The 14,688-nt window shown below is 72.3% G+C and carries 10 protein-coding genes; 6 read left to right on the top strand and 4 right to left on the bottom strand.

The window, feature by feature from the left end; translation table 11 throughout:
• Positions 1-436 precede the first annotated feature (436 nt).
• Positions 437-2,740, top strand: coding sequence for a selenide, water dikinase SelD (selD, locus tag FK498_RS05570; protein ID WP_141852380.1), 2,304 nt, complete (start codon positions 437-439; stop codon positions 2,738-2,740).
• A gap of 73 nt (positions 2,741-2,813) precedes the next feature.
• Here selD and FK498_RS05565 read toward each other — a convergent pair whose 3' ends face one another.
• Positions 2,814-4,205 carry an amidase gene (locus FK498_RS05565; RefSeq protein ID WP_141852378.1) on the bottom strand — a complete coding sequence of 464 codons (1,392 nt, stop codon included), beginning with the start codon at positions 4,203-4,205 and terminating at the stop codon, positions 2,814-2,816.
• 98 nt (positions 4,206-4,303) lie between these two features.
• Between FK498_RS05565 and FK498_RS05560 the strand changes: the two genes are divergently transcribed.
• Positions 4,304-5,233 (top strand): polysaccharide deacetylase, encoded by a 930-nt coding sequence (locus tag FK498_RS05560; protein WP_141852376.1) that lies wholly within the window; start codon positions 4,304-4,306, stop codon positions 5,231-5,233.
• Between the two features lie 23 nt (positions 5,234-5,256).
• Here the strand turns inward: FK498_RS05560 and FK498_RS05555 are convergent, their stop codons facing one another.
• A complete protein-coding gene (locus FK498_RS05555) occupies positions 5,257-6,828 on the bottom strand; it encodes a gamma-glutamyltransferase (RefSeq protein WP_141852374.1) in 1,572 nt (523 codons plus the stop codon).
• A gap of 227 nt (positions 6,829-7,055) precedes the next feature.
• Between FK498_RS05555 and FK498_RS05550 the strand changes: the two genes are divergently transcribed.
• The 4 genes from FK498_RS05550 (at position 7,056) to FK498_RS05535 (ending at position 12,117) form a co-directional block, all read left to right on the top strand.
• Positions 7,056-8,855 carry an FAD-dependent oxidoreductase gene (locus FK498_RS05550; protein ID WP_141852372.1) on the top strand — a complete coding sequence of 600 codons (1,800 nt, stop codon included), beginning with the start codon at positions 7,056-7,058 and terminating at the stop codon, positions 8,853-8,855.
• The gene (locus tag FK498_RS05545; protein ID WP_141852370.1) at positions 8,843-10,675 is read left to right on the top strand and encodes a 2-oxoacid:acceptor oxidoreductase subunit alpha; all 1,833 of its coding nucleotides are present in this window, start codon (positions 8,843-8,845) and stop codon (positions 10,673-10,675) included. Before FK498_RS05550 ends, FK498_RS05545 begins: the two co-directional genes overlap by 13 nt.
• Positions 10,672-11,724 carry a 2-oxoacid:ferredoxin oxidoreductase subunit beta gene (locus FK498_RS05540; protein WP_141852368.1) on the top strand — a complete coding sequence of 351 codons (1,053 nt, stop codon included), beginning with the start codon at positions 10,672-10,674 and terminating at the stop codon, positions 11,722-11,724. The genes FK498_RS05545 and FK498_RS05540 overlap by 4 nt, the downstream gene beginning before the upstream one ends.
• 78 nt (positions 11,725-11,802) lie before the next feature.
• The gene (locus FK498_RS05535) at positions 11,803-12,117 is read left to right on the top strand and encodes a hypothetical protein (RefSeq protein ID WP_141852365.1); all 315 of its coding nucleotides are present in this window, start codon (positions 11,803-11,805) and stop codon (positions 12,115-12,117) included.
• Positions 12,118-12,124: 7 nt separating this feature from the next.
• On the opposite strand, the gene pckA is transcribed toward FK498_RS05535, so the two are convergent.
• Together pckA and FK498_RS05525 are read right to left on the bottom strand one after the other, a co-directional pair.
• Positions 12,125-13,714, bottom strand: coding sequence for a phosphoenolpyruvate carboxykinase (ATP) (gene pckA, locus FK498_RS05530; RefSeq protein ID WP_141852363.1), 1,590 nt, complete (start codon positions 13,712-13,714; stop codon positions 12,125-12,127).
• 99 nt (positions 13,715-13,813) lie between these two features.
• The gene (locus FK498_RS05525) at positions 13,814-14,575 is read right to left on the bottom strand and encodes a HugZ family protein (protein ID WP_141852361.1); all 762 of its coding nucleotides are present in this window, start codon (positions 14,573-14,575) and stop codon (positions 13,814-13,816) included.
• Between the last annotated feature and the right edge of the window lie 113 nt (positions 14,576-14,688).

Here is a 14,688-nt window from a genome sequence, read left to right as displayed (position 1 = left end):
AAACGGCCGGTCCGCATTCAACGGCGCCATCAACAGCCCCTCAGCAGCGCCCGATCAGCGGGTTTTTCGAGGTGTCCTAGCGACCATTCCGATCCGCCGGACGCGCCCGATCGGGTGAACATGCGCACCAGGAAACCCCGAGCGGGTTGCCACGGGTCGGAACTGCACCTGGCACGCTGCCGGCCGTCGCTCCGGCTCCCACGCAAGGCGGGTGCGGCGAAGCGGAGGGACGAGGGCGGCGGCGATCGGCATCACCGCCCTGCCGCCACGAGAATCGCGGTGCGCGATCGACCCGTGTCGGGCATTCTCGGCGGGCGTGCGCCTGCCCGCCGCGAGGACGGGGCAATCGAGGCGCGCTCGCGCAGGCGGGGGCGGCGGCGCGGGATCGACGGCCAGCCGGGCTGCCGTCCGCCGACCTGCAGACGGAGGCACGGTGATGCGCGGGGCGACGGGGCCTGTCGTCAAGGATGTCGTGCTGGTCGGCGCAGGCCATGCGCACGTCCAGGTGCTGCGCCGCTTCGGCATGCGCCCGCTCGAGGGCGTACGCCTCACCCTGATCACGCGCGAGCTGCACACGCCCTATTCCGGGATGCTGCCCGGCCTGATCGCGGGCCACTACGCGTTCGACGAGGCGCATATCGACACCGGACCGCTCGCGCGCTTCGCCGCCGCGCGGCTCTATCCCGACGAGGTGGTCGGGCTCGACCTCGCACGCCGGCACGTGCTCTGCCGGCACCGCCCGCCCGTGCCCTACGACCTGCTCTCCATCAACATCGGCTCGCGGCCCAATACCGGAGACGTGCCGGGCGCGGAGGCGCACGCGATCCCGGTCAAGCCGATCGACGGGTTCCTCGCGCGCTTCGCGGCGCTGAAGGCGCGCGTGCTGGCCGGACGGTCGCGCCACGTGCTGCTGGTGGGCGGCGGCGCGGGCGGGGTGGAACTGCTGCTCTCGGTCGAGCGCCGGCTGCGACGCGAGCTCGCCGCGGCCGGCGGCGACGATGCGGCGCTGCGCTTCACCCTGGTCACCGGGATCGACGGACTCCTGCCGCGGTTCCCCGGCGCGTTCCGAAGGCGTTTTGCCTCCGTTCTGTCCGCCCGGCGCATCGCCGTGCACGAGGGCATGGACGTCACGGCGGTCGAGGCCGGCGCGGTGGTGCTCGGGGAGGGCGGTACGCGTCTCGCCGCCGACGAGATCCTCTGGACCACCGAGGCCGCGCCCGCGCGCTGGATCGCCGAGACGGGGCTGGCGGTCGATGCGCGCGGCTTCCTCCGCGTCGACGCGACCTTGCGCGCGATCGGCCGCGAGGACGTCTTCGCCGCCGGCGACACGATCGCCTTCGACCCCGCATCGATCCCGCGCTCGGGCGTCTATTCGGTGCGCGCGGGGCCGGTGCTGGCGGACAACATCCGTGCCGCGCTCGCCGGTGGCCGGCTGCGCCGCTACCGTCCGCAGCGCGACGCGCTCTCCATCGTCGGGACCGGCGAGCCCTATGCGATCGCCACACGCAACGGCATCACCGTCGCGGGCGCCTGGGTATGGCGCTGGAAGGACAGGATCGACCGCCGCTTCATGCGCCGCTTCAACGACCTGCCCGAGATGGCGGAGCGCGCCGCCGGTCCTGCCCTACCGCTCGCCGACACCGAGGCGCTGCGGGAGATCCCGGCGATCGCGATGCGCTGCGGCGGCTGCGGCGCCAAGATCGGCCCGACCGTGCTCGCGCGCGTCCTCGAGGCGCTCGAGCCGGCACCGAACCCGGATGTGCTGGTCGGGCTCGACGCGCCGGACGACGCCGCGGTGGTGGACACGGGCGGCCCGCGCCTTGCGGTGCACTCGGTCGACCATTTCCGCGCCATCATCGACGATCCGTTCCGCTTCGGCATGATCGCCGCCAACCACGCGCTCGGCGACCTCTACGCCATGGGGGCCGAGCCGCATACGGCGCTTGCGATCGCGACCCTGCCCTATGGGCGCGAGGCGAAGGTCGAGGCGGATCTCGCGGCGATGATGGCGGGCGCGAACGCGGTGCTGCGCGAGGCCGCTTGCGCGCTGGTGGGCGGGCACACGAGCGAGGGCGCGGAACTCGCGCTCGGCTTCGCGGTGAACGGACTGGTCGCGCGCGACCGCATGCTGCGCAAGGGCGGGCTCCGGCCGGGTGATGCGCTGGTGCTCACCAAGCCGATCGGCACCGGCGCACTGCTCGCCGGCCAGATGCGCGGGGTCGCACGCGCGCGCTGGGTCGAGGCGGCGATCGCGCAGATGTGCGTCTCGAACCGCCGCGCGGCGGCGCTCCTCGCCGCACATGGCGCCACCGCCATGACCGACGTCACCGGCTTCGGCCTGCTCGGCCATCTGCTTGAGATGACGCGTGCGAGCGGTGTCGATGCGCATCTCGTGATCGAGCGCATCCCCGTGCTCGAGGGTGCGCGCGAGATGGTGGCGCGCCGGGTGTTCTCCTCGCTGCAGCCGCAGAACCTCCGTCTGCGCCGGGCGGTGCGCGAACTCGCCGCGGCGGAGGTGCTGCCGCTCTATCCGCTGCTGTTCGATCCGCAGACGGCGGGCGGGCTTCTGGCCGGCGTGCCGGCCGACAGCGCCGAGTCCTGCGTCGCCGCACTGCGCGCGGCCGGATATGGCTGCGCGGCGGTGATCGGCCGGGTCGCGGCACGGTCCGGAGCGATCGAACCGGTGGTGCTGCGAGACTGCGGCGATCCCTTGAAGGGGCTTGGAGCGGTCTCCGCATGAGTGGAAACCGCTCCAGCCTGTCCTTGCGAGCATGTTCACGCCTGCGGCCGATCCCAACCGCATGCGATCTGCCCTAGCACGGCGCCAGCGGCGGCGGGCCGAGCGCGGCCTCGATCGCAGCGGCGACGCGCAGCGCGAGCGCATCGGCGTAGAGCGGCGCGGCGACCTGCACCGCGCGCGGCAGGCCATCGGCATCGAGACCCGTCGGCACCGTCATCGCCGGCTGGCGCGAGAGGTTGAAGGCGAAGGTCCAGGGCGCCCAGCGCTGCCAGAGATCCTCCTCCGGGGCGATCAGCGGCGCGTCCGCCGGCAGCGCGGCCTGCGGCACGGCCGGACACAGCAGCGCATCGAACCGGCGGTGGAACCGTGCCATGCCGTGCGCGGTCTCGATCGTCGCGGCCTGCACGGCGAGATACGCGCGCGCCGAGATCGGCTGGGCGCGCTGCGCCAGCGCCGCGAGCCCCGGATCGAGCAGCGCGCGCTTCTCCTCGGGCAGCGCGTCGACCAGGCGGGCGAGCGCGTTCGACCACACCTGCACGAACACCGCGCGCGTGTCGGGCAGATCGGGATCCGCCTCCTCGACGATCGCGCCGCGTTCGTCGAGCGCGGCGGCAGCGCGTTCGACCGCGGCCCAGGCGGCCGCGTCGGCCGGCGGGGCGAAGCCGAGCCGACGCACCACGGCGATGCGCAGCCCGGCGACCTCCGGCTCGATGCGTCCGGGCCAGTCCGCGGGGGGATCGGGCAGCGCGAAGGGGTCGCGCCAGTCGAAGCGGGCCATCGCCCCCAGCATCAGGGCCGCGTCCGCCACGCTGCGCGTCATCGGCCCGGCCACCGCGACGGTGGCGAAGGCGCCGAGCGGCCATTGCGGCACCCGGCCGAAGCTCGGCTTCAGCCCGACGATGCCGCACCAGGCGGCGGGAATGCGGATCGACCCGCCGGCATCGGTGCCGACATGCAACGGCCCGTACCCCGCCGCGCAGGCCGCGCCCGCGCCCGACGAGGATCCGCCCGGCGTGGCCGCCGTGTTCCACGGATTGCGCGTGACCCCGTTCAGCGGGCAGTCGCCGGGCGACTTCCAGCCGAACTCCGTCGTCGTGGTCTTGCCGAGGATCACCGCGCCGGCCGACTTCAGCCCGACCACCGATGGCGCATCGTGCGTGACCGGCGCGGGATCGGTGACGCGGCTGCCACGCCGGGTGGGGAAGCCTGCGAGATCGATCAGATCCTTGACCGTCGCCGGCACGCCGTCGAGCGGGCCGAGCGGGCGGCCGGCGAGCCAGCGCCGCTCGCTCTCCGCCGCGGCACGCTCGGCACCCGCCTCGTCCACCAGCACCATCGCGTTGAGCAGCGGCTCGTGGCGGGCGATGCGTTCGAGGCAGGCGCGGATCACCTCGCGCGGCGAGAACGCCCCGCGCGCATAGCCTGCGACCAGCGCGGCGGCGGACAGGGTGGCGAGATCGGTCATGCGTGTCGTTTCTCCGCAAGGCGCGTCGCACGGTGGCGGCTTGCGGGCGCGCCGGCAACGGGACATCGTCGCGCGGGTGCGACACGAGGAGGCGAGCGATGCCCGAGACCGAGACGACGCGCAAGCACGGCCAGCCCTGGCAGTGGCCCGAGGAGGTGTGGCGCGGCATCGTCGGCCGCGCGCGCGCCGGCCGGTCGCTCCGCCCCGCCGCGTGGCCCGGCGGGGCGCGCTGCTGCGTCACGCTCTCCTTCGACGCCGATCACGACACGATCCCGCTGCGCGACGCTGACGAGAGCCCGATGCGCATCAGCCAGGGCCAGTACGGCAGCCGCCAGGCGATCCCGCGCATCCGCCGCCTGCTCGACCGGCACGGCGTGCGCGCCACCTTCTTCTATCCGGCGGTCTCGGCGCTGCTCTATCCCGACGAGGTGCGCGCGGTCGCCGGCGAAGGCCACGAGATCGGCATCCACTCCTGGATCCACGAGGCGAACACCACCCTGCCCGCCGCGGCGGAGCGCGACCTCACCTTCCGCGCCGCCGACACGCTGGAGAGGATCGCCGGCCGTCGGCCCGTCGGCATGCGCACCGCCTCGTGGGACTTCTCGACCGCGACCCTGTCGATCATCCGCGAGCTCGGCCTGCTCTACGACTCCAGCCTGATGGCGGACGACGACGCCTACGAGCTGGTCGCCGACGGCGAGCCGACGGGGATCGTCGAGCTGCCGCCCGAGTGGATCCGCGACGATGCGGTCTACTTCAACATGGTTCGGTTCTCGGCGCTGCGCCCCTACACGCCGCCCTCCGCGGTGGAGGAGATCTTCCGCGCCGAGTTCGACGGCGCCTACGAGGAGGGCGGCATGTTCCTCCTCACCATGCATCCGCACGTGATCGGCCACCGCTCGCGCCTGCCGCTGCTCGACCGGCTGGTCGCCTACATGAAGGCGAAGCCGGGCGTGTGGTTCGGCACACACGAAGAGGTGGCGCGCTGGTGCGCCGAACAGGCGGGGCTGACGCCCAAGGGGCGCTGACGCCACCCCTCCCGGACGGCCGGTCAGGCCTGGGCGACCGCGGCGCTCCACGGACTGGCCACATCGCTGATGCCGGTGCGCGTGCCGTCCGGCGCGATCGCGATCAGGTTCGGACAGGCGTAGTTCACCGGCATCACCGTGTGCTCGACCTCCGTGGCGCCGAACTCTTCGCGCAGCACCGCCAGCACGTCGGCCGGCAGGCGCGGATCGGCCGCGACACCGGTCTCGCCGCTGACGTCGATGCGCGGATGATGCGCGGCCGCCACCGGATCCATGCCGAACTCGAGCACGAACAGCAGCATCTGCAGCACGGCGGCGAGGATGCGCCGCCCGCCGGAGGCGCCGGCGGCGATCTCCGCCCGGCCGTCCTTCGTCACGATCACCGGGCTCATGTTGCAGAGCGGGCGCTTCGCCGGGCCGATGCTGTTCGGCCGGCCGGGGCGCGGATCGAACCAGAACACGCCGTTGTTCATCAGGATGCCGGTGCGCGGCAGCACCATCCGGCTGCCCATGGAGGAGAGGAGCGTCGTCGTCATCGACACCATCGTCCCGTCGCCATCCACGGCGGTCAGGTGCGTCGTGCAGGCCTCGGCCGCGCGCGGATTCGCGCCGGTGGTGTCGCCGAGGCCGGCGAGGCGTTCGCCATAGGCGCGCTGCATCGCGGCGGCGAAGGCGGCGAAGAAGGCGGCGTCCGGGGTGCGGCCGAAGCGCGCGCCGGCGAGGTGGTCGAGCACGCGCTGCATGGTCGGCGCCGCGGTGAGCCCGCCCGCGCCCTGGATCACCCGGTCGCGCCAGGGGGAGAGGCTCGGCTCGGTCAGGCGCGCGGCACAGCCGGCGAGATCGGCGGCATCCAGCACGCCGCCGTGCTCCGCCATGTCGGCCGCGATCGCTGCGGCGATCTCGCCGCGATAGAAGTCCTCGGGCCCCGCCTCGGCCAGGCGCTCGAGGGTCGCCGGCAGGTTGCCGAGCACGAGCCGCTTCGGCGGACCGACATAGGGCGGCGCCGGCGGCAGGCCCTCCGGCAGGTAGAGGCGCGCGCTCTCGGCATAGCGGCGCAGGTCGCGCGCGGCGGAGGCAAGTTTCAGGGCGGTGACCCAGTCGGCCGGCAGCCCGGCCCTGGCGAGCGCGATCGCCGGGGCGAGCACCTCCTTGAGCGGCAGCCGGCCCCAGCGCCGGTGGAGTTCGGCATAGCCGGCCACCGCCGAGGGGATCACCACCGAGAGCGGGCCGTGCACGTTGCGCTCGTCCTGCACGTTCGGCCAGGCGAACAGGTGTTCGGAATGGCCGCTGACGATCGGGAACAGGCGAGGATCGAGGCGGCGCGGCGAGACCGGACCGAAATCCACCACCCTGGCCGCCTCTCCCGCGGGATGGACGAGCGCGAAGCCGATCCCGCCCAGCCCGGAGTTCCAGGGCTCGACCGCGGCGAGGGCGAAGGCCGTGGCGACCGCGGCATCCGCCGCGCTGCCCCCCGCCTCGAGCATGGCGACGCCGGCCTCGGCCGCCGTGCGCGCCTGCGCGACGACCATGCCCTTGCGGCCGGTCGCGTGCGGCTTGGTGATGGTCCAGTTCTGCGTGCGGTGGACGATGGCCACGTCGGCGCTCCCTCTCCCACTGTGTCAGGCCAGTCTGCGGCCATCCGCCGATGCGCGGAAGGGAGCCCGCCGGCAGGCCCCCTTGCGCCGGACGGCCCCTCGCCGTCCGGTGCTGGTGCGACGGAGCCGCGCGCGGTTGTCGCCGCGCCGGTCTGCCCCCATGATGATCCCTGCGGAACGCGATAAGGCCTTCGCGGCGCAACCGTCGCGGGGCGCGGAGGAAGCGCTTGAAGCCGACCGACCTCAACACCCCCACCCACTTCCACAAGGTGGTGGACTGCCAGTGGGCGTGCCCGGCGCATACCCCCGTGCCGGAATACATCCGGCTGATCGCGGCGGGGCGCTACACCGACGCCTACATGATCAACTGGCACTCCAACGTCTTCCCCGGCATCCTCGGGCGGACCTGCGACCGCCCCTGCGAGCCGGCCTGCCGCCGCGGCCGGGTGGAGGCGGAGCCGGTGGCGATCTGCCGGCTGAAGCGCGTGGCCGCCGACAACAAGGACGAGGTGCTGCGCCGGATGCCGCCCGTGCCGGCACTGAAGAACGGCAAGCGCATCGCCTGCGTCGGCGCCGGCCCGGCAAGCCTGACGGTGGCGCGCGATCTCGCCCTCATCGGCTACGAGGTCCACATCTACGATTCCGAGGCCAAGGGCGGGGGGTTCATGTGGACCCAGATCCCGCGCTTCCGCCTGCCCGAGAGCGTGATTGAGGAGGAGGTGGGCTACATCACCGGGCGCGGCGGCGTGGTCACGCACTACAATCATCGCGTGCAGAGCCTGAAGGCGTTGCTCGCTGAAGGCTACGACGCGGTGTTCGTCGGCTGCGGCGCGCCGCGCGGCCGCGATCTCGACGTGCCCGGGCGCAAGGAGGCCGCAGCGAACATCCATATCGGCATCGAGTGGCTGGCGAAGGTCTCGTTCGGCCACATCGAGCGGATCGGCAGGCGCGTGCTGGTGCTGGGCGGCGGCAACACGGCGATGGACTGCTGCCGCTCCGCGCGCCGGCTGGGCGGCGAGGACGTGAAGGTGATCGTCCGCTCCGGCTTCGAGGAGATGAAAGCGTCGCCGTGGGAGAAGGAGGACGCGATGCGCGAGGGCATCCCGATCCTCAACTGGCTGGTGCCGAAGCGCGTGCTGCACGAGAACGGCCGGCTCGCCGGGATGGTGTTCGAGAAGGTGAAGGCCGAGCACGACGCCGAGGGGCGGCGCACCCTCGTCCCCACCGGTGAGCCGGAGGTGACCTTCGCGTGCGACGACGTGCTGGTGGCGATCGGCCAGGAGAACGCCTTCCCCTGGATCGAGCGCGACATCGGGATCGCGTTCGACCGCCGGGGACTGCCGAAGCTCGACCCGGTGACGCTGCAATCGACGCTGCCGAGCGTGTTCTTCGGCGGCGACGCGGCGTTCGGGCCGAAGAACATCATCTGGGCGGTGGCGCACGGCCACGAGGTCGCGATCTCGATCGACCTGTTCTGCCGCGGCGAGGACGTGCACGCGCGGCCCGACCCGCATGTGCGCATGTCCAGCCAGAAGATGGGCATCCACGAGTGGAGCTACGACAACGACGTCTCGATCGACCTCCGCTACAAGGTGCCGCATGTCGAGGAGCGGATCGCGCTGCGCGACATCCGCGTCGAGGTGGAGCTCGGCTACGACCGCGACCTCGCCTACAAGGAGGCGGAACGCTGCCTCAACTGCGACGTGCAGACCGTGTTCGACGCGAAGCTCTGCATCGAGTGCGACGGCTGCGTGGACATCTGCCCGACCGACTGCATCACCTTCACCGAGAACGGCCCCGAGGACGAGCTGCGCACGCGGCTGAAGGCGCCGGCGATCAACCCCGATCAGGATCTCTACCTCGCCGACGGTTTGAAGACCGGCCGGGTGATGGTGAAGGATGAGGACGTCTGCCTGCACTGCGGCCTGTGCGCGGAACGCTGCCCCACCGGCGCATGGGACATGCAGAAGTTCTACCTGGAAACCGCGAAGACCTACGCGAGCGGGGCGCACGCATGCAGACGCTGACGGCCGTCAACGACTTCGTCGTCAAGTTCGCGAACGTCAACGGCTCCGGTTCGGCCTCGGCCAACCAGCTGTTCGCGAAGTCGATCCTGCGCATGGGCATCCCGATCGCCTCGCGCAACATCTTCCCCTCGAACATCCAGGGCCTGCCGACCTGGTTCGAGGTGCGCGTCAGCGGCGCGGGCCATCTCGGGCGGCGCGGCGGGGTCGACATGGCGGTGGCAATGAACCCGCAGACCTGGGATCGCGACATCGCCGAGATCGAGCCGGGCGGCTACCTGCTCTACGACAGCACCAAGACGCTGCCGAGGAGCAGGTTCCGCGACGATGTCACCGTGCTCGGCGTGCCGCTGACCGAGATGTGCAACGCCCGCTACACGGACGCGCGCCAGCGGCAACTGTTCAAGAACATCATGTACGTGGGCGCGCTCTCGCACCTGCTCGGCATCGATCCGGCGAAGGTCGAGCAGCTGCTCGCCGAGCAGTACAAGGGCAAGGAGCGCCTCGCCGGCGCGAACCGCGAGGCGTTCCACATGGGCCGCGACTGGGCGGCGGCCAACCTGCCGCCGATCGGGCTCAGGCTGGAGCCAGCCGACGCGGTGGGCAACCGCATCTACGTGGACGGCAACTCGGCCGCGGCGCTCGGCGCGCTCTATGGCGGGGCGACCGTGTGCGCCTGGTACCCGATCACGCCTTCGACCTCGCTCGCGGAGGCCTTCGAGCGCCACTGCCGGCGCTTCCGCACCGATCCCGACGGGCGCAAGCGCTACGCGATCGTGCAGGCCGAGGACGAGCTCGCGAGCATCGGCATCGTGATCGGCGCAGGATGGAACGGCGCGCGCGCCTTCACCGCGACCTCTGGGCCAGGCGTCTCGCTGATGCAGGAGTTCGTCGGCCTCTCCTACTTCGCCGAGGTCCCGGCGGTGATCTTCGACGTGCAGCGCGCCGGCCCCTCGACGGGGATGCCGACGCGCACGCAGCAGGCCGACATCCTCGCCGCGGCCTATGCCGGCCATGGCGACACCAAGCACGTGCTGCTGCTGCCCGAGGACCCGCGCGAGTGCTTCGAGTTCGGCGCAGCCGCCTTCGACCTCGCCGACCGGCTGCAGACCACGATCTTCGTCATGCTCGATCTCGACATCGGCATGAACGACTGGCTGTGCGAGCCCTTCGCCTGGGACGATGCGCGGCGGATGGACCGCGGCAAGGTGATGACCGCCGAGATGCTGGAGGCGGGCGCGGTCTTCGGCCGCTATCTCGACGTGGACGGCGACGGCATCCCCTACCGCACCTATCCCGGCACGCATCCCTCGAAGGGCGCGTTCTTCACGCGCGGCACCTCGCGCGACCGCTTCGCGCGGTACACCGAGCAGGGCGCGGCCTATGTCGACAACATGCAGCGCCTGCTCAGGAAGTTCGAGACGGCGAAGTCGCTGGTGCCGCGGCCGGTGGAGCGCAAGGCCGGCCGCGCCACCCCCTACGGCGTGATCCACTACGGCAGCACCGCCGCGCCGATGCGCGAGGCGCTGGCCGGACTCGAGGAGGACGGGGTGCATCTCGACGCGCTGCGCGTGCGCGCCTTCCCGTTCCATGACGACGTGGTGCGGTTCATCGAGGCGCACGAGACGGTGTTCGTGGTGGAGCAGAACCGCGACGCGCAGCTACGCACGCTGATCACGACCGAATGCGGGATCGATCCCGCCAGGCTGGTGCCGATCCTTCACTACGACGGCACGCCGATCACCGCCCGCTTCATCCGCACCGCGATCGGCCGCCAGGCCCGCTCGCTCGACGTGGTGCCGCTGCGGAAGACCGTGTCATGAGCTACCTGAAGCCTGCCCTGCATCACCCCAAGCTGCCGGTCAACGCGCTCGGCCTCACGCGGCGCGACTACGAGGGCTCGATCTCCACGCTCTGCGCCGGGTGCGGGCACGACTCGATCAGTGCCGCGATCATCCAGGCGATGTGGGAGCTCGGCATCGCGCCGCACCGCGTGGCGAAGCTCTCGGGCATCGGCTGTTCCTCGAAGACGCCGGACTACTTCCTCGGCGCGAGCCACGGCTTCAACTCGGTGCACGGGCGCATGCCCTCGGTGCTGACGGGCGCCAACCTCGCCAATCGCGAGCTGGTCTATCTCGGCGTCTCGGGCGACGGCGACAGCGCGAACATCGGCATCGGCCAGTTCATGCATCTGATGCGCCGCGGGGTGAACATGACCTACATCGTCGAGAACAACGGCGTCTACGGCCTGACCAAGGGCCAGTTCTCGGCCACCTCCGACAAGGGCTCGAAGGCGAAGCGGGGGACGGTGAACGCCGACCAGCCGATCGACCTCGTCGCGCTCGCGATCGAGCTCGGCGCGACCTATGTCGCGCGCAGCTTCTCGGGCGACAAGGAGCAGCTCGTGCCGCTGATCAAGGGCGCGCTCACGCATGGCGGGGTCGCCTTCATCGACTGCATCAGCCCGTGCGTGGCATTCAACAACCACGATGGCAGCACCAAGAGCTACGACTATGTGCGCGAGCACAACGAGGCGGTGAACCGGCTGGACGTGTTCTTCGATCGCAGCGAGATCACGGCGTCCTATGCGCCGGGCGAGCTCGTCGAGGTGACACAGCATGACGGGTCGGTGCTGCGCCTGCGCAAGCGGCACGAGGACCACGACCCGACGGATCGCGTGGCGGCGATGACCTATCTCGCGCGCCACCGGGCGATGGGCGAGATCGTCACGGGGCTCCTGTACGTCAATGCCGAGGCCGAGGACCTGCATCGGCGCCTCGGCACGGTGGCCACGCCGCTGAACCGTCTCGACGATGCCGCGCTCTGCCCAGGGGCGGCGGCGCTGGAGAAGATCAACGCCGCCTTGCGCTGACCGGAGCGACCCCGCGCAGGGGGGATGACCGTCATCCCCCACGGTGCTGTTCGCGCAATGTCCGACGACCGGATCCCTGTGAGGATCGTCCCCCCCGCGCCCGGCGGCCCGCCGCCCGGTACGGCACTGGTGGTGGAGTGGAGCGCGCTCGTTCCGCGGTCGCACCCTCTGATCGAGCGCCTCGCGCCCGGTCGTGCGGGCCATGCCGCCGCCTGCCCGTGCTGCGCACCGCGCGCCGCGCTGGCGACGGCGCTGCATCGGCTCTTCTTGCGTCGCGCGCAGGGCGCGGCGCCGTGGTTCGATCGCGTCGAGGTGCGCAGCACGCGCGTCGATCCCGCCGCGCTGGCGGACCCCCTCGTGGCCTCGCGCTTCCGCCTGGCGGCGGAGCCCTGAGCGCCGTTCAGGCCGCCGCGCGGATCGCGGCCTGGCGCACGCCGTCGTCCACCTCGGCGGCGAAGGCGGCGAAGTTCCGCTCGAAGCGGGCGACGAGGTCGCGCGCGGCGGCGTCGTAGGCGACCGGGTCGGCCCAGGTCGCGCGCGGGTCGAGCAGCTTCGGATCGATGCCCGGGCAGGCGGTCGGCACGCTGAGGCCGAAGAACGGATCGGTGCGCATCTCGGCGCGCGCGAGGCTGCCGTCGAGCGCGGCGGCGAGCAGCGCGCGCGTGTCGCGGATGCTCATGCGCCGCCCCGCGCCGTGCCGGCCGCCGGTCCAGCCGGTGTTGACGAGCCAGCAGGCGGTGCGGTGGCGCGCGATGAGGTCCTGCAGCATCCGCCCGTACACCGCGGCGGGGCGTGTCAGGAAGGGCGCGCCGAAGCAGGCGGAGAACGTCGCTTGCGGCTCCTTGCCGAGCCCCTTCTCGGTACCGGCGACGCGCGCGGTGTAGCCGGAGAGGAAGTGGTACATCGCCTGCTGCGGCGTGAGCTTCGCGATCGGCGGCAGGACGCCGAAGGCGTCCGCGGTGAGCATGAAGACGTGCTTCGGCTGGCCCGTGCGTCCGCCCGGCAGCACGCCGGAGATGAACTCGATCGGGTAGCAGGCGCGCGTGTTCTCGGTGAAGCGGGCATCGGCAAGGTCGAGTTCGCCGGTCGCCTCGTCCATCACCACGTTCTCGAGCACGGTGCCGAAACGGTGCGTCGCGGCCCAGATCTGCGGCTCGGCCTCGGGATCGAGGCGGATCACCTTGGCGTAGCAGCCGCCCTCGACGTTGAAGGTGCCGCCCTCGGCCCAGCCGTGCTCGTCGTCGCCGACCAGCCGGCGCGCGGGATCGGAGGAGAGCGTGGTCTTGCCGGTGCCGGAAAGGCCGAAGAACAGCGCGACGTCGCCCGCCTCGCCGACATTGGCCGAACAGTGCATCGGCAGCACGCCGCGCGCGGGCAGGACGTGGTTCATCACGGTGAAGATCGACTTCTTGATCTCGCCCGCGTAGCCGGTGCCGCAGATCACAACCTCGCGCCGTTCGAAGGAGAGCGCGATCGCGCAGTCGCTGCGCGTGCCGTCGATCGCCGGGTCGGCGCGGAACTCGGGCGCGTGCAGGATCGTCCAGTCGGGGACGAAGCCGGCGCGCTCCCGGGCGGCGGGGCGGATGAACATGTTGCGCGCGAACAGGGCGTGCCAGGCGCCGGTGGTGATCACGCGCACCCGCAGCCGGTGCGCGGGATCGGCACCGGCGAAGAGGTCCTGCACGAAGAGCGGCCGGGCGCCGAGATGGGCGGCGACGCGGCCGCGCAGGACGGCGAAGCGTTCGGGCGCGAGCGGCTGGTTCACCGCGCCCCAGTCGATCTCGTCGCGCGCGCAGGGCTCCTCGACGACGAACTTGTCGCGCGCGCTGCGACCGGTGTGCTGGCCGGTGTTGACCACGAGCGCGCCGGAAGCGGCGAGCCGGCCCTCGCCGCGCGCGACGGCGAGCTCGATCAGCGCGGGCGCCGAGAGGTTGGCGCGCACCGCCGCGGTGGGGGCAAGACCGGGGATGTCGAGGACAGGCGCGGACATGAACGTCTCCTCGCGTCGTTTCTCATGGGCTGGGACGGCCGGGCAGGATCGGCGCCTGGATACGCTGGCGCGCGAACGCGGTCAAAAGATGACAAATTTTCACGACAGCCGCTTGTTTTTGAGCCGTGCCCGGGCGTGCCTCGCCGCCAGGACCAGGGCCTCGCGCACCCCGCCGGCGTCGCCGACCGGCGAGGAGAACGCGAGACGCACCACCTGGTTCCCGCGCGCGAGGTCGCAGCCGTCGGTGTCCACCGCCACGAGGCGCCAGCCCGTCCCACGGCGGCGCAGCAGCCCCTGCGCGATGGCGTCGACCGCGTCGGCATGGTCGGCGTTGACATGGGCGAGGATGCCCGGCTCGGCGCCGGCGAGGGCGGCCACCGCCTCGGCCGACGGGCGCAGCGCCGTGCCGGCGATCCGCCGCGCCAGCGCGAACCCGCCGACATAGAGCGCCTCCTGGGGCACGACCCGCCAGAGGTCGAAGTCGCCGAGTTCGGCGTAGGGCCCGGCATAGGGGTGGCGCGCCAGCCAGCGGGCCTTCAGCGCGGCCCGTTCCTCGGGGCCGGGCCGCTGGGCGAGGCCTGTCACCGTCACGCGCGGCCGGCGCTGCGGATTGGGGCCCCGCGCCGCGCCGGCGAACAGCAGCGCGCAGCGCGGATCGGCTGCGAGATGGCGGGTATGCGCGGAGAGCCGCGAGAGCCAGAGCAGCACCGAAAGGTCCCCCGCGGTCGCCGGCGTGACCAGCGAGGCGAAGGGCTGGCCGCCTGCCGCCATGGTCGCGAGCGTCGCCTCCTTCGCAGCCCGGATCAGGCGGCGGGCTGCAACCTCGGGTGGGGGGGCTGCGTTGTCCGGTGCGCGTGCCATGATCCGTTCCTGTTCCGTCCGAGATCGGCCACAATGGCGCGCGAACCTGGGGGCCATGCAGACCGCGATGACCGCCCAGGCCTCCACCCAGCCCGCGCCACTGGTCGAGGCCC

The organism is Elioraea sp. Yellowstone, assembly GCF_006704265.1.
Lineage (GTDB): Bacteria > Pseudomonadota > Alphaproteobacteria > Acetobacterales > Acetobacteraceae > Elioraea.
This window is presented reverse-complemented; position numbering and strand designations above follow the sequence as displayed.

Coding starts and splice junctions, on each gene's coding strand:
- FK498_RS05560 (WP_141852376.1), top strand. CDS start 4,304: ATGCCCGAGACCGAGACGACGCGCAAGCACGGCCAGCCCTGGCAGTGG.
- pckA (WP_141852363.1), bottom strand. CDS start 13,714: ATGTCCGCGCCTGTCCTCGACATCCCCGGTCTTGCCCCCACCGCGGCG.
- FK498_RS05540 (WP_141852368.1), top strand. CDS start 10,672: ATGAGCTACCTGAAGCCTGCCCTGCATCACCCCAAGCTGCCGGTCAAC.
- FK498_RS05545 (WP_141852370.1), top strand. CDS start 8,843: ATGCAGACGCTGACGGCCGTCAACGACTTCGTCGTCAAGTTCGCGAAC.
- selD (WP_141852380.1), top strand. CDS start 437: ATGCGCGGGGCGACGGGGCCTGTCGTCAAGGATGTCGTGCTGGTCGGC.
- FK498_RS05525 (WP_141852361.1), bottom strand. CDS start 14,575: ATGGCACGCGCACCGGACAACGCAGCCCCCCCACCCGAGGTTGCAGCC.
- FK498_RS05565 (WP_141852378.1), bottom strand. CDS start 4,205: ATGACCGATCTCGCCACCCTGTCCGCCGCCGCGCTGGTCGCAGGCTAT.